Source organism: Nonomuraea sp. NPDC002799 (genome assembly GCF_053592075.1).
Genome location: NZ_JBSFVA010000004.1, coordinates 354309 through 380516 on the forward strand (window position 1 = coordinate 354309; position 26208 = coordinate 380516).

Consider the following 26208-nt stretch of genomic DNA (forward strand, 5'->3'; position numbering starts at 1 on the left):
ATCCGCGCAAGCTGCCATGACCTGTCCGGCCGGCCTTATGATCTGCCGGCAGGCTCGCGCAGGGCGCGCAGGGATGCCATGACCGGCGAAGCCGGCTCCTATGGCGTGCTGCGCCAGGTGACCAGCGCGTCCAGGGCCTCGACGCGGGAGCCCGTGACCAGGAGCGGATTGATCTCCAGGGACTCCAGGTCGTCGCCCAGGCTCTCGGCGAAGGCCGCGATCTCGGCCACCACCTCGGCGACGGCGTCCAGATCGGCGGGTTCGGCGCCTCTGGCCCCGCGCAGCAGCGCCGCGCCGCGCAACTCGGAGAGCGCCAGGCGGATCTCGTCGGCGTCCACCGGCAGCACCCGCAGCGCCGCGTCACGCAGCACCTCCACCCAGACCCCGCCCAGCCCGACGGCCAGCGTGAGGCCCCAGGCCGGATCCCGTACGACGCCCACGAGCAGCTCGATCCCGCCGGACCGCTGCGGTTGCACGAGCACACCGGCCAGCTCGGGCCGCCCGGCCGCCGCAGCCAGCGCGTCCGTCATCGAGCGGTACGCCTCGCGCACCTCATCCGCCCCGCGCAGCCCGAGCCGTACGCCGCCGATGTCGCTCTTGTGCCCGAGCCCTTCCGCGGCGACCTTGAGCACCACCGGATAGCCGAACCGCTCGGCCGCCGCCACCGCCTCCGACTCCGCGCGCGCCAGCTCGGACGGCACCACCGGCAGCCCCGCCGAGGCCAGCAGCGCGGCGGCGCGGTGCTCGGCCCACACGCCGGCGGCTCCGGGCGGCGGCGCGATCTCGGGCGCGACGGCGGGCGGGCGGGCCAGGACCCGGTCCCGCGTCTCGGTCCAGCGCGCCGCCGCGCCGATGGCGTGCAGGCCGTGCTCGATCCCGCCCACCACGTACGGAAAGCCGGTCTCCTGCTGCACCAGCCGCCCGAACTCGGTCACATCGGTGAGCACGTTGCTCACCACCACGACGGGCACCGGCGAGGCGGCGATCCGCTGGGCACTGGCGGAGAACAGGGCGAAGGCGGGGGAGGGGTCGGGCGGCGCGATCCTGGGCGGCTCCGACAGCAGCATGACGGCGTCGATACCGGGGTCGGCGGTCACCACCTCCAGCGCGCGCCCGAGCAGGGTGCGGTCGATGAGAACGTAGCCGGTGACGTCGAGCGGGTTCTGCACGGTGCCGAAGGACGGGACGATCTCGGCCAGCTTCGCCACGGTCTCCGGCGCGAACGCGGGCAGCTCCAGCCCCTCGTCCTCGGCCCGGTCCGCGATGATCTCCGAGGCGCCGCCGGACGGGGTGACGACGCCGATGCGCCGCCCCGGCAGCGGGCCGGTGGAGGCCAGCAGCCCGGCCGTGATGATGAGGTCCTCCAGCGAGCGCACCCTGATCACGCCGAGCTGGCGCAGGGCGGCGTCAATGACGTCGTCGTCGCCCACGAGCGCGCCCGTGTGGGCCTGCGCGGTGTTGGAGGCCAGCCTGCTGCGCCCGATCTTGATCGCCACGATCGGCTTGCCCGCCTCCAGCGCCCGCCGCGCCACCCGGGCGAACTCGGCCGGGTTCCTGATGCTCTCCAGGAACAGCGCGATGACCTTGGTGGCCGGATCGTCGACCAGGTAGTCGATCACGTCGGTGACCGTGACGACCGACTCGTTGCCCATCGAGGTGAGCAGGCTGACGCCGACGTTGCGGGCCTGCGCGAAGGCGAGCACCGAGCTGGCCAGCGCGCCGCTCTGCAGCACCACGCCGACCGAGCCGCGCAGCAGGGGCGCGGGGATGGGCAGCCCGTACGGGGTCACGTCGGCGGCGGCGTTGATGTAGCCGTTGCCGTTGGGCCCGAGGATGGTCAGCCCGTTCTCCCGGGCGAAGTCGGAGATCTCGGACTCCAGCCGGGCGCCTTCCGCCCCCACCTCCCCGAATCCGGCCGTCAGGATGACGTAACACCGGATCCCCAGCTTGGCCCCTTCGCGCAGCACCCCCAGCACGGCGGTGGTCGGCACCATGACGTAGGCCAGATCGACCGGTTCGGGGATCTCCGTCAGGCTGCGGAAGGCGGGCTCGCCGTGCACGACCCCGCCGCGCGGGTTGACCAGGTGCACGAGGCCGGTGAAGCCGTGCGTACGCAGGTTGAGCAGGGTGCTGATCGACCATCCCGACTTGTCCGTGGCGCCCACGAGGGCGATGGAGCGTGGATTGAACAGTGCTCCGACCGACATGTGTTTCACTCTCCGATGAGTCCGAGCTTGGCGTGCCCCTTGATCAGGTTGCGGGCGATCGTCCGCCGCTGGATCTCGTCGGTGCCCTCGAAGATGCGCAACAGCCGTAGCTCGCGGTACCACCGCTCGATGGGCAGTTCCTTCGTGTAGCCCATACCCCCGTGGATCTGCAGCACCCGGTCGACGACCTGGTTCGCCATCACGGCGCCGTTGAGCTTGGCGATCGACGAGGCGTGCCGCGCGTCCAGGCCCTCCGCCACCCGCCACGCCGCGTACAGCGTCAGCCACTTCGCCGCCTCGATCTCCACCTGGGAGTCGGCGATCATCCACTGGATGGCCTGGTACTCCGAGATCGTCTGGCCCATCGACTTGCGGATCTTGGCGTAGTCGATGGCCATCTGCAGCATGCGCTCGGCCGACCCGATGGCCCGCGCCGGGATCATGTAGCGCCCCTGCCCGATCCACTGCATGGCCAGCTCGAAGCCCTTGCCCAGCTCGCCCAGGATGTTCTCCTCCGGGACCCTGACGTCCTGGAACACCAGCGACGCCGGGCCCCACTCGCCCATGGTCGGGATCGGCTCGGACGTCCAGCCCATGTCCCGGTCCACCAGGAAACACGTGGCCCCGTACGGCTCGGCCACGGCGAACACCATGACGAAGTCCGCCTCGCTGCCGCCGGTGATGAACGTCTTCTCGCCGTTGATGACCCACTCGGCGCCGTCGCGGGTGGCCCGGGCGCGGATGTTGCGGGCGTCGGACCCGGCGCCCGGCTCGGTGATGGCGAAGCAGGAACGGCGCTCGCCCTCGATGGTGGGGATCAGATAGCGCTGCTTCTGCTCCTCGGTGCCCGCGTAGAGGATGTTGTCGGCGCTGCCGCCGAAGGAGAACGGCACGAACGTCCGGCCGATCTCCATGGCGATGATGGCGGACATGATCGGGCCGAGGGCCGCGCCGCCGTACTCCTCGGGGGTGTTGATGCCCCAGAATCCCGACTTCCTGGCCTTGGCGCGCAGGTCGCGCAGCACGTCGGGCGCGAGCGCCGGACGCCCCTCGCGCTCGTTGCGCAGGACCTCGGGCTCCAGCGGCATGACCTCCTTCTCGATGAAGGACCGTACGGTGTCGCGGATCTGCCGTTCCTCGGGGGTGAGCGAGAAGTCCACAGCCGCCTCCTGGCGTATTTCTAGAACGTGTCTCTAGGAATACATTCTAGCTACGCTGCCCGTGTGTCAAGAATCAGATTCTAGAATTCGTCGAGATAGGATGGCCCGCATGGCACGTAAGTCCTCGTGGGAGTGGAGCCGTACGGCCCAGACGCGCAAGAGCATGCTGCAGGCCGCTCGCGAGGTCTTCAGCGAGCACGGCTTCGCCGATGCCAACGTCTCCGAGGTGGTCGCCCGCGCCGGATCCAGCGTCGGCAGCCTCTACCACCACTTCGGCGGCAAGACCGAGTTGTTCCTCGCCCTCTACGAGGATCATCAGGTGGCCCACGAGCAGGCCTCGGCCTCCAGTGTGGCCAAGGCCAAGAAGGCGGGGATCAGCGACCCGGTCGAGCTGCTGATCGCCGGGGCGCGGGCCTACCTCGCGGGGGCCTGGGAGCGGCGTGACCTGGTCCGGTTGTTCATCGACGGGGACGGGCCGCCGGGCTTCGACCTGATGCGCCGCACGCGGGGCCGGGAGTGGGTGCGGCAGAACGCCGTGCTGCTCGGGGCCGGCGGAGATCCGCTCGATCGGTTCACGGTGGCGGTGCTGACCAGCATCATCGGCGAGGCGGCGCGCGAGGTGGCCACCTCCGACACGGAGGCCGAGGCCACCGAGATCATCAAGGCGGCGGTGACGCTGATCCACCGCCTCGACCCCCTCAGGGTCCTCGACGACGACTGACCACCCACCGCGCGACGCGTGCGCCCGCGCCACCACCGGCGAAAGCCGGGCGCACGACGCCCGCGCCGCCGGCGAATGGTGGCCACTCACCGCGCGCACCCGCGCCGCCACCGGCGAACGGTGGCCGCGCGGGTGTGTCGCGTCGCGCGGGGGAGGTCAGGCGTCGGTGATGGTGGCCCGGCCGCGATCGATCACCACGGTCCCATCGTCCTTGGCCGTCCGGAACAGCACCTCACCCCCATCCACCCAGATCGACACCGTCAACGACTCCCCGGGGAACACCGGCCGGCTGAACCGCCCCGACATCCCCTTGAACCGCCGGGGATCCGCCCCCGCCACGGCGTGCAGCAGCGCCCGCCCGGTGATCCCGTACGTGCACAACCCGTGCAGGATCGGCCGGTCGAACCCGGCCCTCGCGGCGAACTCCGGATCGCTGTGCAGGGGGTTGTAGTCCCCGGACAGCCGGTAGAGCAGCGCCTGCTCGGCCCGGGTCGAGCAGGTGACCTTGTGATCGGGCGCCCGCTCGGGCAGCGTCCAGTCGTCGCGCGGCCCCCGGTCCCCGCCGAAGCCGCCCTCGCCCCGGATGAAGACCGCGCTGCGGCTGACGATCAGCACGTCCCCGCTGCTCAGGTCCACGGCGGTGGCCTCCGTGGTGATCAGCGCGCCGGAGCCCTTGTCGTAGATCCCGGTCACCTTGCTGGTCGTCCGCACCCCACCGGCCGGCGGCAGCTCCGCGCGCAGGTCGAAGGACTGCTCGGCGTGGACCAGCATGGCCGGGTCGAAGTCGCCCAGCCGCCGCCCCGGAGCCTGAGCCGCCAGCACCGCGAACGTCGGCAGCACCCGCTGCCTCTTCTCCGTCGCGAACTCCAGCTCGTCGATCCCGGCCCCGACGCCCAGGGCGTACAGCATGGTGTCCTTCGCGGTCCACGTGCGCTCGTGAGCGGGGCCTTCGGCGCCGATCAGGTTGTGGTCGAGCGGCATGTCAGTCCTCCCGTCCGGGGATGCGGCCGTTGGTCAGGGCGTTCGGCGCGGCCTTGTCGACCAGGGCGGGGATGACGTTGCCCAGCTCGGCCGGGTCCCACCGGCCGCCCTTGTCGACGCCGGGGCCCGCGTGCCAGCCCTCGGCCACGCTGATCACCCCGCCGCGCACGTTGAACACGCGCCCGGTGATCGCGCTCGCCTCGGCGCTGGCCAGCCAGACGACGAGCGGGGCGATGTCGTCGGGGTCGGCGCCCTTGGCGCCGGCGGGCATGAGGTTCTCCGTCATCCGGGTGAGCGCTGCGGGCGCGACGGCGTTGACGGTCACGCCGTAGCGCTCCAGCTCGCGGGCCGCGATGACGGTCAGGCCCGCGATGCCCGCTTTGGCGGCGCCGTAGTTCCCCTGCCCCGGGTTACCGTAGATGCCGGAGGACGACGTTGTGTTGATAATTCGGGCATCAACACGTTCGCCCGACTTGGCCTTGGACCGCCAATAGGCGGCGGCATGGCGCAGCGGCGCGAACGTGCCACGCAGGTGCACCCTGATCACGGCGTCCCACTCGTCGGCGGTCATGTTGACGAGCATCCGGTCCCGCAGGATGCCCGCGTTGTTGACCAGCACGTCCAGGCCGCCGAAGGTTTCGACGGCCGCGCGGACCAGCCGCTCGGCGCCGTCGAAGTCGGCGACGTCCTCCCCGTTGACGACGGCCTGGCCGCCCATGGCCTCGATCTCCGCCACCACCTCGGCGGCGGCTCCGGACGAACCGGTGCCGTCCACCTCCGCGCCCAGGTCGTTGACCACCACTTTCGCGCCTTGTCTGGCGAACTCGAGCGCGTGACCCCGCCCGATGCCCCTGGCCGCGCCCGTGACGATCACCACGCGGCCTTCGACTATTCCGCTCATCCGACACCTCGATCCTTGACCGGCTGACGATGCGAACTAGATTCTAGTATTAAAATCTAGAAAGGACAGAGCCCTTGCTCGATACCGGCACTCCCGTCTCGTACGCCTGGCGCACCCTGTCGGTCGTCAGCCTGGCCAGCGTGCTGACCGGGCTCGGCGGCAGCGCGATCAACGTCGCGCTCCCCGAGATCGCCAAGCACAGCGGCGCGGACGCGACGGCCGCGAGCTGGATCCTCCTGGGCTTCCAGTTGACCACGACCGTCCTCATGGTGGTATTCGGTCGCCTGGCGGATATGTTCGGCAGGCGCAGGATGTATCTCTTAGGGCTGACCACGTACACGGTCGCCGCCCTGCTCGCCGGGCTGGCGCCGAACGCCTGGATGATCGTGGCGATGCGGGTGCTCCAGGCGGTGGGGGCCGCCATGCTGCTCACCAACAGCGCCGCGCTGATCAGCGACGCCTTCCCGCGCGAGCGGCTGGGGGAGGGGATGGGGGTCTACGTGGCCTCGTTCTCCATCGCCGGGCTGATCGGGCCGACGCTGGGCGGGCTGCTCGTGGAGAGCCTCGGCTGGCGCTGGGTGTTCTGGTTCAACGTGCCGCTCGGCCTGATCTGCCTGGCGTGGGGCGCCATCGTCCTGCGGCCGCCGCAGCCGTCGGACGCGCGCGAGCGCGGGCTCGACTGGCAGGGGAACGTGCTCGTCCTGCTCACCCTGGGCGGGCTGCTGCTGGCGCTGTCGGAGTTCACCCGGCTCGGCTGGCAACACCCGGTGATCCTGGCCGGGATGGCGGGCTTCGTGATCGGGCTGCCGCTGTTCATCGTCAGGGAGTCGCGGGCCGCGCATCCGGTGGTGGACATGGACCTGTTCCGCGAGCGGCAGTTCGCCTTCGGCACGCTCGCGTCGTTCCTGAACGCCGTCGCCCGCATGGGCATGGTCTTCCTCGTCGCGCTGTACTACCAGGCCGTACGCGGCGAGGATCCCGTGGCGGCCGGGCTCAAGGTGCTGCCGCTGGCCATCGCGGCCATGATCGCCTCGGCCGCCTCGGGCTTCCTCCAGCGGGTGCTGCACGCGCGCACGCTCGCCGCGGCCGGCGCCGTCACGACCACCTGCGGGCTGCTGGTCATGCTGGCGGCGATGTCCACGACCACTCCGTACGCGGCCATGGCCGCCGGCCTGGTGCTCATCGGCCTCGGCTCGGGCGTCTTCCTGCCCTCCAACACCACGGCCATCCTGGACGGCATGCCCACCGGCCGGATCGGCATCGTCAACGCCATGCGCCTCATGGTGCAGAACACCGGCAACGTCGTCGGCACCGGCATGGTCCTGTCGATCATCACCGCCCCGCTCCCCGCCGAGCTGCACCAGAGCGTCTTCGCCGGCACGCTCTCGCACCTCCCGGGCGGCGCGGTCGAGCAGCTCGTGACCGGCTACCGCTGGGCGCTGGCGTCCATGGCGGCGATCTCCGTGCTGACCGTGCTGGCCTGCCTGGCCCGGCGCAAGGCCACCTGAGCGAGCCCGATACGGTGGCGGATGTGGTTGAAAGCACCCCGGCCCACCGGCACGTCTATCTGCGAACGGTGCGGTTCGCCGACATCGACTCCCAAGGGCACGTGAACAACGTGCGCTTCCTCGACTACCTGGAGGACGCCCGCTTCGGCATGTTCCACATCGATCCGCACAACGCGGGCGATGAGCCGTTCAAGGGCCTGGTCGTGACCCGGCACGAGATCGACTACCGCCGGGCGCTGGGGTTCCGCGCCTTCCCGGTGCGGATCGAGACCTGGGTGACGGACATCGGGGCGGTGCGGTTCACGCTGCAGTACGAGATCCGCGACGACGAAGGCGTGTACGTCACCGCCAAGTCGGTGCTCGCGGCCTTCGACGTCGACCGGGCCGCGCCGCGCCGGCTCAGCGCGGGGGAGCTGGCCTACCTCAAGCGCTTCTGTCAGTGAAACGCTGGGTGATGCTGGGGCTGGGCGTGAACGCCCACGCCGGCGTCACCTTAGGCCTGTTCGGCCTGCCGCTCGTCATGCCCGACATCATGCGAAATTTCGGGGTCACGCTGGCGGTGGGCGGGGTCATCGCGAACGCCCCGGCCTTCGGCATCCTGCTCGCCCTCGTCCCCTGGGGCATGCTGGCCGACCGGCACGGTGAGCGGCTGATCCTGGGCATCGGCGTCAGTCTGGCGGCCCTGCTGTTCGCCGCCGTCGCCTTCGTCGAGCAGATCTGGGCGGTGGTCACGCTCCTCGCCCTGGCGGGCGCGGCCGGCTCGGCCGCGGTGGTGGGCGGCGGCCGGATCGTGCTGCGCTGGTTCGAGCCCCCGGAACGCGGCGTCGCCATGGGCCTGCGCCAGGTCTCCTTCACCCTCGGCATGGCCGTCGGCGCCTTCGCGCTGCCGCCCATCGCGCGGGCGCACGGCCTGACCGGCGTGCTCCTCCTCTGCGCCGGGGTCAGCCTGATGGCCGCCGTGCTCGCCGGGCTCTTCCTGGCCGAGCCCCCGCACGACATCTCCGCGGCCGGCGCCGGGCCGGTGCGCTCGCCGTACCGGCAGCCGGCGCTCTGGCGGGTGCACGCCACCAGCGCGCTGCACGTGGTCCCGCAGATCGTGGTCAGCACGTACGGCGTCACCTGCCTGGTCAGGCTCTACGGCTGGGACAGCGTGGGGGCCGGGCAGTTGTTCGGCGTGGCGGCGATCGGCGGGGCCGTGGTGCGCATCGCGGTCGGCCGCTGGTCCGACAGGACCGGCCTGCGCATGCGGCCCCTGCTGCTGATCACCTGCGTCACCCTCGGCGTGCTGGCGCTGCTGGTCGCCGGCACGTTCGGCGGAACCTGGCTCGGGCCCGTGACGATCGCGCTGGCCGCGGTGATGACCGTGGCCGGCAACGGGCTCGCCTACCTCGCGGCCGGCGAGCTCGCCGGACCCGGCTGGGCGGGCCGGGTGCTCGGCGCCCACAACACCGTCCAGAACACCGTCTCCCTGGCCGTCACACCGCTGGCCGGCGTGCTGATGGAGCGCACGGGGATGTGGGCCGGCTTCGCGGTCGGCCTGGCCTGCGCGCTGCTCTCGCTGCCCGTCATCCCCTTTCGCGGCGAGCGGCACACCGGGTCATGACGCCCCGGTGTTCATGGCCCCGGCGTTCATGCCCCGGTGTTCATGGCCCCGGCGTTCATGACGTGCGGCGCAGCCACACCGCCGTGTCGGGTGGCAGCAGCTCCCGCTTGAGCGGGCCGCTGGCCAGGAGCACGGCATCGTGCTCCGGCAGGCGCACCGGCCCCGTGCCGCAGTTGATCGCGCAGATCAGCGGGCCACGGGTGAAGAAAAGCACTCCGTCGGGGGACTCCAGCCACTCCAGCGTGTAAGGAATGCTCGCGGCCAGCTCGCGACGGCAGGTCAGGGCCCGGCGATAGAACTCCAGCGTCGACTCGGCGTCCCCTTCCTGCTTCTCGACGCTCAGCTCCGCGAACGCCGCCGGCTGCGGCAACCACGGCTCGGCCCCACCGGGCGAGAAGCCGTGCGAGGGCGGGTCCACCGTCCAGGGGATGGGCACCCGGCACCCGTCGCGTCCGGGCAGTTTGCCCTTCGACTGGAAGAACACCGGATCCTGCCTGGCCTCGTCCGGCAGGTCGGTCACCTCGGGCAGGCCCAGCTCCTCGCCCTGGTAGAGGTAGGCCGAACCGGGCAGGGCCAGCATCGTGAGCAGCGCCGCCCTGGCCCGCGCCGGCCCCGTGCCGGGGTCGGCCGTGCCGTAGCGGGTGCGGTGGCGTACGACGTCGTGGTTGGACAGCACCCACGTCGCGAACGGCACGGTGCCCAGCGTGTCGTCGATGACCTTCTTGAACGCCGTCGCCGACCAGGGCGCCTGCAACCAGGCGAAGTTGAAGCTCTGGTGCAGCTCGTCGGGCCGCACGTAGAGCGCGAGATCCTCCGGGCTGTCGGTCCACACCTCGCCCACGGCCATCCGCTCGCCGGGATAACCGCGCAGGATCCGCCGCCAGTCACGGTAGACCTCGTGCACCTCGGGCTGCCCCCACACGGGCGAGACCGCCTTGAACGACTGGTCGCCCACGTCGGGCAGCCCCTCCGCCTTGTACAGCCCCATCGCCACGTCGATGCGGAACCCGTCCACCCCCCGGTCCAGCCAGAACCGCAGGACGTCGCGGAACTCCTCGTGCACCTCGGGATTGCGCCAGTTGAAGTCGGGCTGCTCGGGCGCGAACAGGTGCAGGTAGGACTGCCCGTCCGGAACCTGCGTCCAGGCGGGCCCGCCGAAGGTGGACTGCCAGTTGTTGGTCGTGTCGCGGAAGACGTAGCGGTCGCGCCGCTCGCCGCGCAGCGCCTCCTGGAACCAGGGATGCTGGGCGGAGCTGTGGTTGGGCACGATGTCCACGAGCACCTTCAGCCCGTGCTCGTGCGCGCTCGCCACCAGCGCGTCGAAGTCGTCCAGCGAGCCGAAGAGCGGATCGACGCCGCGATAGTCGGCCACGTCATAGCCGCCGTCGGCCATCGGAGACGGATAGAACGGCGTCAGCCAGATGGCGTCGACCCCCAGCCGCTGCAGATAGGGCAGGCGCTCCCGCGCTCCGGCCAGGTCGCCGACGCCGTCTCCTGAGGCGTCGGCGAAGCTGCGAACGTAGATCTCGTAGACGACGGCATCACGCCACCAGGGGATATCCATGTGGCGGTCATGCCCGTTATGCGGGAGAGTTCACCAAGCTGTGCGCCGCGTAGACCAGATAGTCCCACAGGCGGGTCGCCTGCTCCTCGGGGAGATCGAGGAAGTCGACGGCGTCCCGCATGTGCCGCAACCAGGCGTCGCGCTCGGGCTCGCCGATGACGAACGGCGTGTGGCGCATGCGCAACCTGGGGTGGCCGCGCTCCTGGCTGTAGGTATTGGGGCCGCCCCAGTATTGGATCAGGAAGCCCCGCAGCCGGTCCTCGGCGCCTTCGAGATCGGGCTCGGGGTAGAGCGGCCGCAACAACGGGTCTTCCGCGACCCCCTCGTAGAAGCGGTGCACGAGGCGCCGGAAGGTCTCCTCGCCCCCGACGGCGTCGTAGAAGGAGGTCTCAGTCACCCTCCTAGACTATGGTGTGCCGCGGACAGCGGCACACCAGGGGCGCATCGCTATCCGCTGCCGACCATCGGGATGCCCGCGCTGTCGAGCGCGGTCTTGACCCTGAGCCTCAGCTCCCTGGCCACCACCGCCTGCGCGGACGGCAGCGTCTTGACGCTGATCCGGAACACCAGCGAGCTGTCGGAGAGCTGCTCGACGCCGAACACCTGGGGCGGCTCGACGACCTTGCTCTCGCGCAGCTCCGTGTCCGCCCACACCTCCTCCGCCACCTGCTCCAGCAGCACGCGCACGCTCACCACGTCGGCGTTGTAGGCCACCGGCACGTCGAGGTAGGCCCGCGACCAGCCCTGCGACTCGTTGCCGATCCTGGTGATCGTGCCGTTGCGGACGTACCAGACCCGGCCGTCCACGTCGCGGAGCCTGGTGACGCGCAGGGTGACCGCCTCGACCGTGCCCACGGCGGCGCCCGCGTCGATCACGTCGCCCACGCCGTACTGGTCTTCGAGCAGCATGAACATGCCCGCGATGAAGTCCTTCACCAGCTCCTGCGCGCCGAAACCGATGGCCACGCCGAGGATGCCGACGCTGGTCAGCAGGGGCGCGATCGGGATCGTCAGCCGGTCGAGCACCGTTAAGACGGCGGTGCCCATGATGACGATCGAGGCGACGTGCTTCAGCACCGAGCCCATGGTCTCGGCCCGTTGCTTGCGGCGCTCGTGCAACAGCGCGTCGATGCCGTCGGTCGCCGCGCCGCCCCTGCGGAACCGGCTGGTGAGAGAGCCGCCCGTGGCCGCGCGGTTGACCACCCTGGTGATCAGTCGTTGCGCGATGTTGCGGAGAATGATGGCAAGGATGAGGATCAGCAGGATGGCGATCGCGCTGGCCACCAGGGGCGCCCAGGGCGCGTTGTTCAACACCCCGACGAGCGTAGAGCACAGGGGGTCTTGCGCACAGTAACCCCCGATGTTCTGGCTCATCTTGTCGATGTCACCGAGCACCGACGGTGAAGCGGGTGGTGGTGATGCTGTCACCAGCAGTAACACTGAGTGGATCCCCCTCCGGAAGCGGTTCGGTCGGCTATGGACCGTGAACGATCCAAAAATACCGCCGACCGAACCGCCCGCCGTCACATCACGCCGGGGAAGACGGGGTCGCCGGCTCTCTGGGCCGCGGAGGGAGAGAGCGGGCGCTCCGATGACGGACGGCTCGGAACGGGACACACACCCGGAAGCATGTCTCGTGCCGGTTCCGGGAGGGATCCCCCCGAACGCCCGCCTGGCGGACCAGGCGGACGGCTTTGTGGGTGCGGTGTGCCAGAGCCGGAACCGGCGGGGTGGCCAGGGCTCCTGGATAGGGGAGACCCTCCGCACCGGCCACCCCGCCGGCCCCCTCGGGGCCGCCGTGGGTGTGGTGAGCCGCGGTGGCTGCGCTCCACCCGGTTCACCACGTCGTCACTCCCCCACGGCGGCAAGCACGCGGGCGACCTTCGTCGCCGCACCGGCCGGATCGTCGGCCGTGTGCATCGGCTCGCCCCAGGACCAGCAGAACCACCAGTCCGGCATGTCGGAGACGCTGGCCGGCCGACAGGTGACGTTCTCGGACAGGCTGGTCGCCTGCGGGTTGATGACCCGGACGAACTTGCGACCGTTCTGTCCCTGGACCACACGTGCGAGCAATCCACGTGCGCCGAGCTCGGACACGAGCCGCTGCAGATGCTCGAAGTTGTCGTCCCCCACCGTCGTCCCTCCTTGGGAATCGTTGCTGGTGGGCCAAAGATGTCTCATGTCAAGGACGGGCGCAACGAGGGCCCCTGCTCACGGGGAGTCGCTTCTCCCTCATGGGTTGTAAGAAACAGTCCCTCGGAGGACGATCCTCAACCGTACGCTGGGTCGGGGCGTTTCCAAGCCGTCGCCGTTGCTGCATAGTCATGGGTAGGCGCACAGCGATCTGGAGGCTACGCTGAGTCACCAGTTGCAGACCGGTCGAGACATGCGTGAGAGGGGCCGGTATGTCCGGCAGACAGCATAGGGAGACGGAGATCGCCCGGCGGATCAGGGCCAGGGGCCTTGCTGCCGGGCGCACGTCGGCCCAGATAGCCGAAGAGATCCACGAAGCGTGCACCACCCAGTTCACCACAACCCGCATCAAGGCCCACCGCCTGTCCTACGGGATCGCTCTGGCTGACGTCATCGAGCAGATACGCGCCCTGTTCGAGCGTGACACGAAAGCGATGCCGGGCATCGGCGAGACCCTGCTGTCGGCCTACGAGAGCGGGCTCAAGCGGCCGGGCCCCGAATACCTCCACTACCTGTGCACCGTCTACCGGGTCGAGCCCAACGCGCTCGGCTACGAGGGGCCGTGCATCTGCGGTCACGGCCATCGCACGCCCGGCGTGCCGTCGTGCGAGAGCCAGGAGCGGCCGCCGCCTCCGGTGGAGCGCGAGCTGCCGGCGCCGCCGGTGAACATCGAGCCCGACACCGAGGAGGACGAGAACATCCTCCGGCGCACGCTGTTAAATCTGCTCAGCCCCGACACCAGCCTGGCCGAAGCGCTGGACGGGCCGGTGCTCGGGGCGTGCGAGGGCATCAGGCGCCGGATGGACGAGACACTCGTGTCGGCCACCGTGTCGGCCGCGATGCTCGACCAGTGGGAAGAGGCCACGATCAGCTTCGGCCGCCAGTACACCACGACGGCCCCGCTGCGGTTGTTGTGCGACGTGCTGCTCGAAATGAGCGCCGTGCGCGCCGCGATGTCCCGCCGCCAGCCCATCGACCTGCAGGACCGCCTGCTCAGGATGGCGGCTCAGCTCTCCGGGCTGAGCGGCATGATCCTGATCAACCTCGGCGACCACCGGCTGGCCCGCTCGTTCTTCCGCACCGGGCGCACCGCGGCGGACGAGACGGGCGACCGCGCGCTGCGGGCGTGGATCACGGCCCGCGAGTCGCTCGTGCCCCTCTACTTCGGCGACGCCCGCGAAGCCCTCAACCTGGCCAAGAAGAGCCGCGACCTGGCCGGCTCGACGCCGTGCCCGGCGCAGGCCATGGCGCCGGTCGTCGAGGCCAGGGCGCTGGCCATGTTGTCGGGGACCGACAGCAAGAAGGAGGTCGTCGACCAGGCCAAGCGTGCGCTGGCCAGGGCCCGCAACGCCTTCTCGCACATGCGGACGGAAGACCAGGAGGACATGGCCTTCGGTTACACCGAGAAGCAGCTCTACTTCTACCAGGGTGACGTGCTCACCAAGCTGGGTCAGACCATCGAGGCCGAGGTGGTGCTGGACCAGGCTCTGGAGAAATACCAGGACCACATCCTCGACCAGACGCTGATCCGGCTGGACCAGGCCCAGTGCCGCATGATCGACGGTGATCTCGACGACGCGCTCGACATCGCGCGCAAAGCGCTGCGCATGGTCAGCGACGAATACCTGACCGATCTCATCATGCGCCCGGCCCGGGCACTGGAGCAGGCGGTCGCGGCCAAGGACGCCAACCATCCGAAGCTGAAGGAGTATCGGGCCGAGTTGCGTCGGCCCAGGAGCCCGGTGAAAGGAGGCGGTAAATGAAGGTGAAGATCCGGAGGTACCGCTGGTCCGATCTCGACGCCATCGTCGCACTCCACCGGATCTGCCTCGCCGAGGTGGGTCTGGTTCCCGGCGACGGCGTCTATTACGACGACGACTTCCCGCGCATCCAGGAGATCTACCTCGCCTGCGGGGGCGACTTCCTGGTCGGTGAGGTCGCGTCGCGGGTCGTCGCCATGGGCGGGCTGAGACCCGTCGACACGAGGACGGCCGAGGTCTGCCGGTTGCGCGTGCATCCCGAGTTCCAGCGGCGGGGCTTCGGCGCCGCCATGCTCGTCGCTCTGGAGCGGCGCGCGGTGGAGCTCGGGTTCCGGCGTGTCAGAGGCGACACGACCCTCAATCAGGCGGCCGCCCTGGCACTGTACGAGCGTCAGGGCTGGCGGGAGCTCACCAGGCGCGCGGTCGGCGACCTGATCGTCGTCTATGGAGAGAAGCGGCTGAACCCGCCGGCAGTGTTGTAGTTCCCGCACCTTCGTGTGCGCGACGGCCCCACCTCCCCCTCCGGGGCCGGTTGTCCGGTGACGCTTTCCCGGATTCTTCCCGGCGTGACTTTCCCGCTGGCTCCTCTCGTCACGTTGCGTGACCCACTCTCTTGCGCATAGTGGGCAATTACCGCCTAATTCTTAAGGCGGATATGTAAGAATTGGCCGGTTCGTGGGTCCCCACGGATAAGGATGTACGAGCCTGCGGGTGAACCACTTACCACCGAGGTATAAGGGAGCATCACCGGCTGCGCGCTGTGCATTACCGGCTGCTGATCGTAGTGAGATGCTTTCTGCCATGGCAGTCGTGCCCGCTCCCCGACCCCTCTTGGGAGCCGTGCTTCTGTTGTTCGTCAGCGCCGCTTGGGGGTCGGCGTTTCCGCTGATGAAGGACCTCATCACCCGGTTACCAGTCGAAGACCTGCTCGCCGAGCGCTACCTCATCGCCGCCCTGACGCTCCTGTGCATCAGGCCCGGCTGCCTTCGCGGGCTGCCGCGGGACACGTGGATCCACGGGACCGCGCTCGGGGTGATGTTCGGCGTCGGGCAGGTCGCCCAGGCGGTCGCGCTGCACAGCCTGCCGTCGGCCGTGTCGGGGTTCGCGGTCGGCTGCAGCGTGGTGATCACACCGATTCTGACGCTCATCCTGTTCAAGGCGAAGGTGCGGCGGCGCATCTGGGCCGGGGTGGCGCTCGCGCTGGCGGGGATGACCGTGTTCACGCTGCTGCGCGGGGTGGAGGAGCACGAGCTGTCGGTGCTCGCGCTGGTGGCCACGCTGTTCGCGGCGGCGCTCTACTCCGGGCACACGCTGCTGCTCGCGCACCTGACCAAGCGCGCGGGAGGCTTCCGGGCGTACTCGCTGACCGCGATCCAGCTCTTCACCATCGGCCTGCTCTGCGGGGGCTTCGCGGTCCGCGACGGGATCACCCTGCCGGGCGCCCCGGCCGATTGGGCGATCCTGGCGCATCTGTCCGTGGTGTCCTGCGCCCTGGGCTTTCTGGCCCGCTCGTACGGCCAGCAGCACGTGCCCGCCGTGCCCAGCCAGATCCTGATGTCGACGCAGCCCGTCTGGGTGACGGCGATCGCGGTGATCTGGTTCGACGAGCAGGTGGGCTGGAGCATGGCCGCGGGTGGCGGGCTCATGGTGGGGGCGATGCTCCTCGCGCTGCCGCCGAGGAAGGCCGCCCTGGGAAAAGAGCGCAGGCGCCGGAACGGCGAGCTCCTCGTGATCGCGGAACAGGCCGCCAGCGCCCTGGCGGGTCTGAAGATCAAGCCTGAGGATCCGGTGCCGTCCCGCGCCGGCGCCGCGCCGTACCTCGACAAGGACGCCTGCGGGAACACCGAGAGGTGTTCCTGGCACACCGGCTCACTCAAGGGCGATGGGGAGCCCAGTCTCGAACGGCTGATCGCGCGGGCCTCGGCCATCGTCCGCGCGCAGAATCCGCCGGGGCCAGGCTGCTGCCGGTCGGTCACGCTGCTCGGCCGCTGTCTGTGCGACTTGATGGAAGAATCGGAGCAAGCGCGCATGCAGGCATTGCGCCGCTGGTTGCGGCACCCATAGGTTACATATCCCAATCAAAAGGCAAGTGCTTTTTATCCATTACCCTCCCACTTATTCACCATATACCTTGCTATTCGTTGTGGTGACCTAATAATGGTGAATTAACCCCAGTGGAGAGGTACGTCATGAAGCGCATCGTTGTCCGTAAGCCGGGAACGGCGAGGCTCACAGGGACCTCCAGTGTCATTCACAAGGGGTGACTGAGGAGAGGTCCCACCTCAGAGCGCCGGGCGAACCACCCGCCCGATGGGGGGCCGTGCGGCTGCTGATGCCACCGATCGACGGACATCGCCGGCCGCGCGGCCCCTACACTGTCGCCGCCGCGCTACTGCGCCACCTGGTGCCGGCCGCGCTGGAGCACTCGGGTGACCTGGTGGCGGCCCACGACATCGAGATCCTGGCCGCCGCACCCGAGCTGGCCGGCCTGGTGCCGGCCAGGCGGCCGGCGATCGACGCCGGCCTGCCCGACGACGAGCGCATCCTCGTGCCCGCGCCCCGCCGGACGCTGCGGCTGGCCAACGGGCTCACGGAGTTCTTCCGCGACACCGTGCCCCCGGGGCGGGCGATCGCGGTGGGCAACGGCGCCGAGGCGGACCCGACGGACGTGGAGCTGCTCGACGTCATGATGCGGCGCATCCCGCCCGAGACGCTCACGATCATGTTGTACGCCGCCGGCCCCCGGCCGGAGCCCGACACCCGTGACACCGGGGAGTTATGGGCCCTGGTGGACCGCTGCATGCGCGAGGGTTTCCTGCACGCCGCGATCGAGCTGGGGGAGCGCGGCATGTCGCGTACCGAGCCGGGCGGGGAGCAGTGGTGGCGCTTCGCCCAGCGCACCGCGACCGCGCTCGGCGGGCTCGAACGCACCGGCGAGGCCCGCGTGGTGTGGGACCAGGTCCGCCTGGTCAGCCAGGATCCGGCGATGCACGCGGCGAGCGCGTACGGCACCGCCATGCTCGACGCCCGCCACCCCGATCCGGCCCACCGCGACCTGGTCAGGGCCAGAGGCTGGGTCAACGAGGCGATCGCCATCTCCAGCCTCCTGCCCGATCCGGTGGAGCGGGCCTTCAAGCTCGGCTTCGACCGCAACGGCCTGGCGCTGATCGAGCTGCGCGGCGGCCGGCTCGGCCAGGCGCTGTCGCTGGTCGAGTCGGCCATCGAGCTGGCGCGCGAGCTGGGGGAGCACCATCCCGTGCACCGGATGGTGCTGCTGGCCAACCGGGCCCAGCTCCTGGCCTCGATGGGGCACACCAAGGAGGCGCTGGAGGACTACGCGGCCGCGATCGCGCTGGATCCCGGCTTTCCGGACCACTACCTGGAGCGCGGCAACCTGCTGCTGCGGCTCGGGCAGCACGAGGAGGCGCTGGCCGACTTCGAGCGGGCCATCCGGGCCGGGCCGCCGCTGCCCGAGGCGTACTACAACCGGGCCGAGCTGTGTACCGTGCGGGGTGACGTCGACGGGGCGCTGGCCGACCTGGGCCGGGTGATCGAGCTCGATCCCGGCTATCTCAACGCCTACATCAACCGCGCCGGGCTGCTGGCCGTCGCCGACCGGGACGCGGAGGCCAGGGCGGACGTCGTCGCCGGGCTCGCGCTCGCGCCCGGCGAGCCGCACCTGCTCACGGTGCTGGGCCAGATCGAGATGGCGCAGGGCCGCTTCTCCGAGGCGCAGACGGCACTGGAGCAGGCCGTACGTGAGGCGCCCCGCCTCGCCGCCGCCTGGGGGAACCGGGGCGTGTTGCGGTACTCCGTCGGCGATCTGGAAGGGGCGGTCGAGGATTTGACCCAGGCCATCGAGCTCCAGCCGCAGGCCGACCTCTACGCCAACCGGGCGGTCGCGCTGCGCGCGCTGGGCCGCGACGCGGAGGCCGAGGGGGACGAGCATCGGGCGGCCCGGCTGCCCTGATGGGACCATTGGCTCATGAGGGGGCGAATGGTGCGGTCGGCCGCGGTGTGCGGGGCCCTGGGAGTGTTCTGGTGGGCCACCGTGCGCATGGCGTGGACGGGCGTCGGCTGCGCGGACTGGGGATGCCTGGCGCCGGCCGTCGGGATGGTGGTCGTGATCACGCTCGTCCTGCTCGCCGGGTCCGCGCTGGCGCTGGAGCGGGTGGACGTGCGGCCAGGGCGGCGGGTGGTGATCGTGGCCGCCGGGGTGCTGATCGTGTTCCGGGCGGTGGGGGAGGCGCTGCCCTCCTGGACGTCGTCGTTCGCGCACGCCGTCACCGCCGCGGTGACCTGCGCGGGAGCGGGGGCCCTGGCGGCGTTCGTGACGGAGGCGGGGGTGGCTCGGCGGTGGAAGGTGGTGACCACGCTGGCGGTGGTCGCGCTGGTGCCGGTCGCGCTCGTGGTCTCGTGGTTGCGGTTCGGCGTCTGACCGGTTGACAGCCGTCCCTTCCGAGCGCATCGTTCCGTATACGGAACCCCGGCGGAGGTGCTGATATGCGGCCCAACTCGCGATTCGCGCACGTGCGACCGTTCGACATCGACAAGGTGGCGGCGGCCGCCGGGGCCGACCCCGACGTGCTGCGCCTGGAGAACCTCGACACCGACGTCCAGCCCCCGCCCGCCGCCGTCGCCGCGACCAGGCAGTCGCTGGCGGAGGGCACCGGCAACAGCTGGCTGCCGTTCACCGGGCTGCCGGTGCTCTGTGCGGCCGTGGCGGCGGACCTGCGGGTGCGCACGGGGCTGGAGTTCGATCCGCTGCGCCAGGTCGTCATCACCTCGGGCGGCACGTCGGCGGTCATGCCGGTGCTGCTGGCCACCACCGAGCCCGGCGATCCTGTGGTGCTCACCGATCCCACGTACGCGGGGCTGCTCCAGCGGGTGCGGCTGTCCGGCGCGCGCCCGGAGCTCGTGCCGCTGCGCGTGGACGGCGGCTACTGGCGGCTGGACCGGGAGGCGCTCGGTCGGGTGACGCGCGCGGCGGCGCTGCTGCTGATGAGCCCGTCCATGCCGTCGGGCGTGGTCTTCGACCGGCAGGACTGGGCGGCGGTCGCCGAGGTGTGCGCGCGCACCGGCGCCTACCTGATCTACGACGCGGCCATGGAGCGGATCGTCTTCGACGGCCATCCCCGGATCAACCCGTGCCAGGTGGACGGGCTCGCCGAGCGCACGATCATCGTCGGCTCGATGTCCAAGGAATACCGCATGATCGGCTGGCGCATCGGCTGGATCGCCGGCCCGCCGGACATCATGACCCGGATCATGGTGGCGGTCATCTACAACACCACGGTGGCCAGCGGGTTCCACCAGCTCGGCGCCGCCGCCGCGCTCTCCGGGCCGGGCGGCGTGGCCGAGGCGGTGGCCGAATACCAGGCCCGCCACGACACCGTGACCGAGCAGCTCGACGGCCTGCCGGTGGTGCGGGCGGGTGGCGGCTGGTCCTGCCTGGTGGACGCCGAGGCCATGGGCATGACGGCGGCCGGCCTCTCCGCCCGGCTGCTCGAACGCGGTCGCGTCGCCGCCACCCCCATGACCGCCTGGGGGGAGACGGTGGCGCCCAGGTACGTGCGGCTGGTCTTCAGCAACGAGCCCGTCAAGCGCCTGGCCGAGTTGCGCGCCCGCTTCGAGGCTTCGCTCTGAGAGCCCTGCGGTGTTCCTAAGGCAGGAGCAGGCTCATGTCAGTGACCGTGCGAAAGCCCGGCGGCGGTCTTAAGGCAGGAGCAGGCTCTTGCCGGTCACCGTGCGTGCCTCCATGGCGGCGTGCGCGCCGGCGGCGGCAGCCAGGGGATACGTGGCGCCGATCGTGGGACGCAGGTGGCCGGCGGCGGCCCTGGCCAGGGCGTCCCGGGCCAGCTCGCGCAGGTCGGTCCTGGGCCAGGAGACCGCCGTCACGCGGGGGCCCGGGGTCGTCATGGGGCCGCCCGCCATGCCGTACGCGCTGAATCTGCCCCCGTCCTTCAGCAGCCCTTCGGCCGCCGCGCCGATCTCGCCGCCCACGCCGTCGAAGACCACGTCCAGCCCGCCCGTCGCCGCGCGCACCACGTCCGTCCAGCCGGGATCGGTGTAGTCGACCGTCAGCTCGGCGCCCAGGCGCGCGGCGAGGTCACGCTTGGCCGCGCTGCCGGCCGCGCCGACCACGCGGGCGCCCCCGGCGCTCGCGAGCTGCACGAGCAGGCTGCCCACGCCGCCGCCCGCGGCCTCCACCAGCACCCACTCGCCGGGTTTCGCGGCGGCGGCGCCGGCCAGGCCCACGGCGGTGCGTCCGTCGGCGAGCAGCGCCACCGCGACCTCCGGCGTCAGGCCCCCGGGGATGGCGATGAGGTCGTCCGCGCCGGCCACGGCCAGCTCGGCGTAGCCGCCGTACCCGTTCAGGGTGCTGACCACCCGTGCGCCCAGCAGCCTCTCGTCCACGCCCGCGCCGACGGCCAGCACCGTCCCTGCCACGCCGTTGCCCAGGATCGCGGGCAGCTCGGCCCGCCGTGGCCCCCGGTCGGCCCGCACCTGCGTCTCGACGAACGTGATGCCCGCCACCGCCACGCCGATCAGCGCCTGCCCTGGCCCGGCCACCGGATCCGGCACCTCCTCGGCGACCAGCACCTCCGGCCCGCCGTACCGCCGCAAGACCACCGCGCGCATGACCCACCATCCCTCTTTATCGGAGCGTTCCGCTCCGCAATCTATATCGGAGCGCATCGCTCCGCAACGGGCCTATCCTGTACGGCATGAGCACACGCGGCAGGCAGGCCGAGGCGGCGCGGAATGACCTGCGGCTGCTGCGGGCCGCGCACGAGGTGTTCACCACGCAGGGGTTCGACGCGCCGGTGTCGGCCATCGCCAAGGCGGCCGGCCTGGGCATGGGCAGCCTCTACCGGCGCTACCGCACCAAGGAGGAGCTGCTCCAGCGCCTGTGCCTGATCGCCATGGAGCGCGGCGCCGAGGCCGCCGAGGCGGGGCTGGCCGAGGAGGACCCGTGGGCCGGCCTGGCGCTCTACATCAGGACCTGCGTGGGCTACCGGTCGGGCGCGCTGGCGCCGGTGGCGGGCACCATCGAGGCCACCGAGGAGATGTGGCGCACCTCCAGGAGGGCCACCGAGCTGGCCGCCCGGATCGTCTCCAGGGCGCACGAGGCGGGTGTGCTCAGGAGCGACGTCACGGAGCTGGACATCTCGCTGCTCATGGAGCAGTTCAGCCGCCCGGCCCCCGGGCCGCCCAGCGAGCACCATGAGCACGTCAAGGAGCGCCTGCTGGCCATCGCGCTCGACGGCCTGCGCGCGCCGGGCGCGACGGAGCTGCCGGACCCGGCGCCGAGCCTGGAGTGGTACGAAGGTCGCTGGGGAAGTGCTCCGTAGGTCTACGGTGGTGTTCGTGGTGTTCAACGAGCTGCTCAAAGATCTTGACCATAGTGCCAGCGCCCAGGCCGCGGGCATCCGGCGCGGCTACGGCGGGCCGCCGGCGCGTACGGTGAGCGTCAGATCGGGGCTGGCTCGGTTGCGCTGCGCCTCGCTGCTCAAGCCCCTCTACGCCTGGGTGAGCGCGGCCCACATCCCCGACGCCGACCGGTGGCGCCGCCACGCCGAGCCCGCGGTGGTCATCTCCTCCAACTCCGACACCCTCAACCTCTGGCTGTCCGTCGGGCCCCGCGTCATCCTCGACGACCTCCGCCGGCGCACCGGCATCGCGTGGTCGCCGCCCAACGGGGATCCGTCGCGGTTCGGATCGGTGGAGGTCGCCGCCGACGAGGTCGCCGCCGCGTACGCGGTGTTCGCCCAGGCCGCCGTCGCGGGCGACCCTGTGGCGGCCACCATCCTCGGGTGGATGCGGCAGGTCAGCGGATCGCAGACGTTCGGCGCGCGCGAGGCGACGCGGTCGCCGGAGGCCGGGGTCAAGTGCGGCTGGTACGGCGCGCCCGACGAGACCTGCCTGCGCACGCATGTCGTGGCCGTCCTGCCCCGGGCCGGCACCCGGGCCACCGTCGTGGTCGGCATGACCGCGCTGCCCTACACCGACGGGCGCGAGCGCGAGGTCTACCAGGACCGGATCGCCCAGGGGCTGGCGGTGGAGGGCGAGCACGAAAGGGTGGCGGGCAAGCTGCTCAGGGGCCTGCTGACGACGACGCTCGCCGAGCTGGGCCACGCGCCCAGGCCGGTCCCAGGGCCGTAGCCCGCGGCGGGTGTCACCGTGAATCCGCCGTGAGGCGCGTCACGACCTCGGCCAGCTCCGGCGGCTGGACGCCTTCGGGCAGCTCCTCGGCCCACGTGTAACCGAGGAACGCCGCGCGCTCCTCCTCGGTCAGCTCGCCCGGGTCCACCTCCGGCCGCACCTCGTCGAGCCTGGCCAGGAAGAACGGCTCGGTCTTCACGTAGCGCACGCCAAGCCACGGGAAGTCGCGCTCGACCAGGACGTACCGGTCGAGCACGGCCGAGCCGGGCAGCCCGGTCTCCTCGGTCAGCTCCCGCCTGGCGGCCTCCAGCGGGGTTTCCCCCGGGTCGATCCCGCCGCCCGGCGGCTCCCAGAGGTCGGCGCGGGCGATCCCGTCGTACCAGTGCATGAGCAGCACCCTGCCGTCGCGGTCCAGGCAGACGACCCGCGCGGCGGGGCGGTCGCTGGGCCCCTGTTCGTCCTCCACCGGACAGACGTTATCCGGCGGCGCGGTCAGGCGTCCGGCCGGGCCGGGACGTGGTTGCGCAGGCGCAGGTCATCGGGGAAGGGGGAGAAGTAGGTCTGGTCCCGGACATATCCGGCGGCCTCCCCGCGCGCGTGATGGCGCAGCAGGGTCGTGGGCACGCTCAGCGGCACCAGGCCCGCCCCGTAGGAGTCGATGACCTCCACCACGTCGGCCCGGCGGGTCGGGTCGAGCTCCAGCATGCCGAGGCAGTGCTGCAGCACGTTGACGTTCCTGCCGGTGGTGGTCTTCACGGCGAGCGTGTCCTGGAACGCCGTGGTGTACTCGGCGGCCACCTCGTCCCGCTCGCGGGCGCCCGCGCCGGCCACCAGGCGTCCGGCCTTCCGGTAGCGCTCGGGATCGTGGGCGAGCAACTGCATCTTGTGCCGCGCGTGGAACTCGACCAGGTCGCGGGTCCGCCAGTCGGCGGCCAGCAGCGCACGGAGCCTGGCGTGGGCGAACACCCGCTCCACGAAGCTCTCGCGCAGCAGCGCGTCGTGCAGCCGGCCCTCGTCCTCGACCGGCAGGAGCGGATGCGCGTCCATGATGATCGCCGCGAACAGGCCCCGCTGCCGCCGATCGACCGGCGGTCCCTCCGAGCGGTAGAGGGGCACGCCATGGATGCCGCAGGTGGGGCTCTTGGACTTGAACACGTAGCCGTCCACGTCGAGCGCCGCGGCGCGCTCGGTGGCCAGCGTCTCCATGCGGGCGGTCAGGTCGATCCCCGTCATGCGCGTCATCAGGCGCGGGCCGCCGGCCGAGGTCTCCAGCCGCATCGTCTCGCGGGGCGTGCCCAGGCCCGCCTCCATCTCGGGGCAGACGCGCAGCCAGTCGACGTACGGGTCGAGCGCGTCGGTCAGGAAACGATCGCGGCTGTGGCCTCCGTTGTATCTGACCAGCTCGCCCACCAGGCAGCTTGACACGGCGAGCCGGGGACGTACGGGACTGGCGATCACACTTTACATTGCAGCGCGTGAGCGGACGGAAGGGAACAAAGGCCGGGTTTCCTACAGGTCTCTAATCCGTCTGCTCCTCGACGAGGACCAGCGCCAGCAGCCCGGGGAAGCGCTCCTCGAACTCCGCGCGCCGCAGGCGGTTGAACCGGCGGGTGCCCTCGTCGCGCTGCTGGAGCAGGCCGACCGTGCGCAGAACGGCGAAGTGGTGGCTGAGCGTGGACTTGACCACCGGCAGATGGGCGAACGTGCCGCAGGCCAGGGTCCAGTCGGGGACGGCGGCCAGCTCACGCACGATCCGGCGGCGGATCGGGTCGCCCAGCGCGTCGAGGGCCGCCTGGAGCGACACCTCGATCGGCGAGGTGTGGGTGAGGCCGCGTGTCCTGTTCGGCGGCGGTCGAACATCGGGGTAAGGTTCCATCTCAGTCGAACACTCTATGCGAAGGAGACGGCGTGGACATCGGGCGCGTTGGCGTGTGGCATCCCCTGGTCGGCAGGGCTCCGGCGGCGGACGTCCGGCGCGCGGCGGCACTGATCGAAGAGCTGGGCTACGGCTCACTCTGGGCCGGTGAGGGCCCGGGCGCCAAGGAGCCGTTCGCGAGCGCCGCGGTGTTGCTGGCGGCCACCGAGCGCATCACCTTCGGCACCGGCATCGCCAACATCTGGGCCCGTGACGCCACGGCGACGGCCGCGGCGTCCGTCACGCTCGCCGACGCCTTCCCCGGCCGCTTCGTCCTGGGCCTGGGCGTCAGCCACGCGCCCCTGGTCGGCCGGCGCGGCCACGACTACGACAAGCCGCTGGCCACGATGCGCGCCTACCTCGACGCCATGGACGAGGCCCGGCAGACGCTGCCCAAGGCCGACGCGCCCCGGCTGCTGGCCGCGCTGCGCCCCAAGATGCTGGAGCTCTCCAGGGATCACGCGGACGGCGCCCACCCCTATTTCGTGCCGCCCGAGCACACCGCGCGGGCCCGCGAGATCCTGGGCGCCGGGAAACTGCTCATCCCGGAGCAGGCGGTGCTCCTGGAGACGGACCCGGCGCGGGCCCGTGCGATCGCCCGCACCCACATGTCGCTCTACCTGCAACTGCCCAACTACGTCAACAACCTGCGCACGCTCGGGTTCGCCGACGCCGACTTCGCCGACGGGGGCAGCGACCGCCTGGCGGACGCGATCGTGGCCTGGGGCGATGAGGACGCCGTGGTGCGGCGCGTGCACGATCATCTCGACGCCGGGGCCGACCACGTCCTCCTCCAGCCGCTCTCCGCCGACACCCCCGACCTCGCCGACGCCGTGGCCCAGCTCACCCGCCTCGCCCCGGCACTCGGCCTGTAGCGGACTGGGCCCGGTTTGCGACGAAGCGACCGGCTGGGGCGAAGCGACCGGCGTCATCGCTTCATCGCGCCGTCGGCGATGGCGTCCGCAGCCTCGCCGATGGCCACACCCACGATCTCCAGGCGGCGCACCAGCTCCCGCTCCTTCATCGCATCCGCCGTGATCTCCCCCGAGAAGATGCGCGAGATCTCGTACTGGTACATCCGCCGGATCGCCCCACCCGCCTTCTTGGCCTCCAACGCGTCGTGCGGCACCACGGACGGCCGGGAGGTGAGGTCGCGGACGGCCGCCTCAAGAGCGTCGATGCCGACGATGACCTGATCGAGCAGGGGAGTGAAGCGAATCTGCTCAGGCACCCGGTAGAGATGGGACTCCCGGACGAAGTCCCGCAGCGAGTCGAGGACGTCGTCGATCGAGCGCGACAACCGGAACAGATCCTCCCGATCGATGGGCGTGACCAGCGCGGTCTTGAGCTCCTCGATGAGCCGGGCGCGTTCCTCGTCGCCCAGGTGCTCGATCGAACGCATCTGCTCGTGCGCCCCCGTCCGCCCCACTTCGCCGCCGATCATGGCCATGGCCAGCCACGCGCCCTCCTTGGTGGCCTGGAGCTGCCCGAGCAGGGCGCCGGTGAGCGCACTGTCCATGCGCCCGGTC

26 protein-coding genes are annotated in these 26208 nt (G+C 71.1%); 13 read left to right on the plus strand and 13 right to left on the minus strand.

Annotation, left to right across the window (positions count from 1 at the left end; translation table 11 throughout):
* Positions 1–98: 98 nt before the first annotated feature.
* Complete coding sequence (locus ACWD0F_RS10985) at positions 99–2207, minus strand: acetate--CoA ligase family protein (RefSeq protein WP_449874123.1); 2109 nt, start codon at positions 2205–2207, stop codon at positions 99–101.
* Between the two features lie 5 nt (positions 2208–2212).
* Positions 2213–3367, minus strand: coding sequence for an acyl-CoA dehydrogenase family protein (locus ACWD0F_RS10990; protein ID WP_449874125.1), 1155 nt, complete (start codon positions 3365–3367; stop codon positions 2213–2215).
* A gap of 109 nt (positions 3368–3476) precedes the next feature.
* Between ACWD0F_RS10990 and ACWD0F_RS10995 the strand changes: the two genes are divergently transcribed.
* Positions 3477–4088 (plus strand): TetR/AcrR family transcriptional regulator, encoded by a 612-nt coding sequence (locus ACWD0F_RS10995; RefSeq protein ID WP_449874127.1) that lies wholly within the window; start codon positions 3477–3479, stop codon positions 4086–4088.
* Between the two features lie 156 nt (positions 4089–4244).
* On the opposite strand, the gene ACWD0F_RS11000 is transcribed toward ACWD0F_RS10995, so the two are convergent.
* On the minus strand, positions 4245–5069 hold the full coding sequence (locus ACWD0F_RS11000; protein ID WP_449874129.1) for a MaoC/PaaZ C-terminal domain-containing protein: 825 nt from the start codon (positions 5067–5069) through the stop codon (positions 4245–4247).
* Position 5070: 1 nt separating this feature from the next.
* On the minus strand, positions 5071–5970 hold the full coding sequence (locus ACWD0F_RS11005; RefSeq protein ID WP_449874130.1) for an SDR family oxidoreductase: 900 nt from the start codon (positions 5968–5970) through the stop codon (positions 5071–5073).
* A gap of 74 nt (positions 5971–6044) precedes the next feature.
* Here ACWD0F_RS11005 and ACWD0F_RS11010 point away from each other — a divergent pair, with 74 nt between their 5' ends.
* Genes ACWD0F_RS11010 through ACWD0F_RS11020 form a run of 3 tightly spaced genes read left to right on the plus strand, consistent with a single transcriptional unit; the run spans position 6045 to position 9081 of the window.
* Positions 6045–7478 (plus strand): MFS transporter, encoded by a 1434-nt coding sequence (locus tag ACWD0F_RS11010; protein ID WP_449874132.1) that lies wholly within the window; start codon positions 6045–6047, stop codon positions 7476–7478.
* 23 nt (positions 7479–7501) lie between these two features.
* The gene (locus tag ACWD0F_RS11015) at positions 7502–7921 is read left to right on the plus strand and encodes an acyl-CoA thioesterase (RefSeq protein ID WP_449874134.1); all 420 of its coding nucleotides are present in this window, start codon (positions 7502–7504) and stop codon (positions 7919–7921) included.
* Entirely contained in the window at positions 7918–9081 is a 1164-nt protein-coding gene (locus tag ACWD0F_RS11020; protein WP_449874136.1) for an MFS transporter, read from the plus strand. The genes ACWD0F_RS11015 and ACWD0F_RS11020 overlap by 4 nt, the downstream gene beginning before the upstream one ends.
* A gap of 55 nt (positions 9082–9136) precedes the next feature.
* Here ACWD0F_RS11020 and ACWD0F_RS11025 read toward each other — a convergent pair whose 3' ends face one another.
* The 4 genes from ACWD0F_RS11025 to ACWD0F_RS11040 form a co-directional block, all read right to left on the minus strand.
* A complete protein-coding gene (locus ACWD0F_RS11025; protein ID WP_449874138.1) occupies positions 9137–10645 on the minus strand; it encodes a glycoside hydrolase family 13 protein in 1509 nt (502 codons plus the stop codon).
* A gap of 16 nt (positions 10646–10661) precedes the next feature.
* Complete coding sequence (locus tag ACWD0F_RS11030) at positions 10662–11042, minus strand: globin (RefSeq protein WP_449874139.1); 381 nt, start codon at positions 11040–11042, stop codon at positions 10662–10664.
* Positions 11043–11092: 50 nt separating this feature from the next.
* Positions 11093–11959 carry a mechanosensitive ion channel family protein gene (locus tag ACWD0F_RS11035; protein ID WP_449874141.1) on the minus strand — a complete coding sequence of 289 codons (867 nt, stop codon included), beginning with the start codon at positions 11957–11959 and terminating at the stop codon, positions 11093–11095.
* 534 nt (positions 11960–12493) lie between these two features.
* Positions 12494–12778 (minus strand): hypothetical protein, encoded by a 285-nt coding sequence (locus ACWD0F_RS11040; RefSeq protein ID WP_449874143.1) that lies wholly within the window; start codon positions 12776–12778, stop codon positions 12494–12496.
* A gap of 272 nt (positions 12779–13050) precedes the next feature.
* Here ACWD0F_RS11040 and ACWD0F_RS11045 point away from each other — a divergent pair, with 272 nt between their 5' ends.
* The 6 genes from ACWD0F_RS11045 (at position 13051) to ACWD0F_RS11070 (ending at position 20244) form a co-directional block, all read left to right on the plus strand.
* Positions 13051–14601: an XRE family transcriptional regulator gene (locus tag ACWD0F_RS11045; RefSeq protein ID WP_449874145.1), complete on the plus strand. Its 1551-nt coding sequence runs from the start codon at positions 13051–13053 to the stop codon at positions 14599–14601.
* Positions 14598–15080, plus strand: a complete 483-nt coding sequence (locus tag ACWD0F_RS11050; protein WP_449874147.1) for a GNAT family N-acetyltransferase — start codon at positions 14598–14600, stop codon at positions 15078–15080. The genes ACWD0F_RS11045 and ACWD0F_RS11050 overlap by 4 nt, the downstream gene beginning before the upstream one ends.
* Positions 15081–15438: 358 nt before the next feature.
* Complete coding sequence (locus ACWD0F_RS11055) at positions 15439–16662, plus strand: DMT family transporter (RefSeq protein WP_449874149.1); 1224 nt, start codon at positions 15439–15441, stop codon at positions 16660–16662.
* A gap of 196 nt (positions 16663–16858) precedes the next feature.
* Positions 16859–18568, plus strand: a complete 1710-nt coding sequence (locus tag ACWD0F_RS11060) for a tetratricopeptide repeat protein (RefSeq protein ID WP_449874151.1) — start codon at positions 16859–16861, stop codon at positions 18566–18568.
* A 15-nt stretch (positions 18569–18583) separates the two neighbouring features.
* Entirely contained in the window at positions 18584–19036 is a 453-nt protein-coding gene (locus ACWD0F_RS11065; protein ID WP_449874153.1) for a hypothetical protein, read from the plus strand.
* Between the two features lie 65 nt (positions 19037–19101).
* On the plus strand, positions 19102–20244 hold the full coding sequence (locus tag ACWD0F_RS11070; protein WP_449874155.1) for a pyridoxal phosphate-dependent aminotransferase: 1143 nt from the start codon (positions 19102–19104) through the stop codon (positions 20242–20244).
* Between the two features lie 69 nt (positions 20245–20313).
* On the opposite strand, the gene ACWD0F_RS11075 is transcribed toward ACWD0F_RS11070, so the two are convergent.
* Positions 20314–21240 carry a zinc-binding dehydrogenase gene (locus tag ACWD0F_RS11075; protein ID WP_449874157.1) on the minus strand — a complete coding sequence of 309 codons (927 nt, stop codon included), beginning with the start codon at positions 21238–21240 and terminating at the stop codon, positions 20314–20316.
* Between the two features lie 86 nt (positions 21241–21326).
* Here ACWD0F_RS11075 and ACWD0F_RS11080 point away from each other — a divergent pair, with 86 nt between their 5' ends.
* Positions 21327–21953, plus strand: coding sequence for a TetR/AcrR family transcriptional regulator (locus ACWD0F_RS11080; protein ID WP_449874159.1), 627 nt, complete (start codon positions 21327–21329; stop codon positions 21951–21953).
* Complete coding sequence (locus ACWD0F_RS11085; protein ID WP_449874161.1) at positions 21943–22764, plus strand: hypothetical protein; 822 nt, start codon at positions 21943–21945, stop codon at positions 22762–22764. The genes ACWD0F_RS11080 and ACWD0F_RS11085 overlap by 11 nt, the downstream gene beginning before the upstream one ends.
* Positions 22765–22777: 13 nt before the next feature.
* Here the strand turns inward: ACWD0F_RS11085 and ACWD0F_RS11090 are convergent, their stop codons facing one another.
* The 3 genes from ACWD0F_RS11090 to ACWD0F_RS11100 all read right to left on the minus strand — a co-directional run bounded on the left by ACWD0F_RS11090 (position 22778) and on the right by ACWD0F_RS11100 (position 24640).
* Positions 22778–23230 carry an NUDIX hydrolase gene (locus ACWD0F_RS11090; RefSeq protein ID WP_449874163.1) on the minus strand — a complete coding sequence of 151 codons (453 nt, stop codon included), beginning with the start codon at positions 23228–23230 and terminating at the stop codon, positions 22778–22780.
* Positions 23231–23256: 26 nt separating this feature from the next.
* Positions 23257–24219, minus strand: coding sequence for a YbgA family protein (locus ACWD0F_RS11095; RefSeq protein ID WP_449874289.1), 963 nt, complete (start codon positions 24217–24219; stop codon positions 23257–23259).
* Between the two features lie 64 nt (positions 24220–24283).
* Positions 24284–24640, minus strand: coding sequence for an ArsR/SmtB family transcription factor (locus ACWD0F_RS11100; RefSeq protein ID WP_449874165.1), 357 nt, complete (start codon positions 24638–24640; stop codon positions 24284–24286).
* A gap of 32 nt (positions 24641–24672) precedes the next feature.
* On the opposite strand from ACWD0F_RS11100, the gene ACWD0F_RS11105 reads away from it, so the two are divergent.
* The gene (locus tag ACWD0F_RS11105) at positions 24673–25554 is read left to right on the plus strand and encodes a TIGR03620 family F420-dependent LLM class oxidoreductase (RefSeq protein WP_449874166.1); all 882 of its coding nucleotides are present in this window, start codon (positions 24673–24675) and stop codon (positions 25552–25554) included.
* A gap of 53 nt (positions 25555–25607) precedes the next feature.
* On the opposite strand, the gene ACWD0F_RS11110 is transcribed toward ACWD0F_RS11105, so the two are convergent.
* Entirely contained in the window at positions 25608–26198 is a 591-nt protein-coding gene (locus ACWD0F_RS11110; RefSeq protein ID WP_449874168.1) for a DUF47 domain-containing protein, read from the minus strand.
* Positions 26199–26208: the final 10 nt, after the last annotated feature.

Coding starts and splice junctions, on each gene's coding strand:
- ACWD0F_RS10985 (WP_449874123.1), bottom strand. CDS start 2,207: ATGTCGGTCGGAGCACTGTTCAATCCACGCTCCATCGCCCTCGTGGGC.
- ACWD0F_RS10995 (WP_449874127.1), top strand. CDS start 3,477: ATGGCACGTAAGTCCTCGTGGGAGTGGAGCCGTACGGCCCAGACGCGC.
- ACWD0F_RS11000 (WP_449874129.1), bottom strand. CDS start 5,069: ATGCCGCTCGACCACAACCTGATCGGCGCCGAAGGCCCCGCTCACGAG.
- ACWD0F_RS11005 (WP_449874130.1), bottom strand. CDS start 5,970: ATGAGCGGAATAGTCGAAGGCCGCGTGGTGATCGTCACGGGCGCGGCC.
- ACWD0F_RS11025 (WP_449874138.1), bottom strand. CDS start 10,645: ATGGATATCCCCTGGTGGCGTGATGCCGTCGTCTACGAGATCTACGTT.
- ACWD0F_RS11045 (WP_449874145.1), top strand. CDS start 13,051: ATGTCCGGCAGACAGCATAGGGAGACGGAGATCGCCCGGCGGATCAGG.
- ACWD0F_RS11050 (WP_449874147.1), top strand. CDS start 14,598: ATGAAGGTGAAGATCCGGAGGTACCGCTGGTCCGATCTCGACGCCATC.
- ACWD0F_RS11065 (WP_449874153.1), top strand. CDS start 18,584: ATGAGGGGGCGAATGGTGCGGTCGGCCGCGGTGTGCGGGGCCCTGGGA.
- ACWD0F_RS11070 (WP_449874155.1), top strand. CDS start 19,102: ATGCGGCCCAACTCGCGATTCGCGCACGTGCGACCGTTCGACATCGAC.
- ACWD0F_RS11075 (WP_449874157.1), bottom strand. CDS start 21,240: ATGCGCGCGGTGGTCTTGCGGCGGTACGGCGGGCCGGAGGTGCTGGTC.
- ACWD0F_RS11080 (WP_449874159.1), top strand. CDS start 21,327: ATGAGCACACGCGGCAGGCAGGCCGAGGCGGCGCGGAATGACCTGCGG.
- ACWD0F_RS11100 (WP_449874165.1), bottom strand. CDS start 24,640: ATGGAACCTTACCCCGATGTTCGACCGCCGCCGAACAGGACACGCGGC.
- ACWD0F_RS11110 (WP_449874168.1), bottom strand. CDS start 26,198: ATGGACAGTGCGCTCACCGGCGCCCTGCTCGGGCAGCTCCAGGCCACC.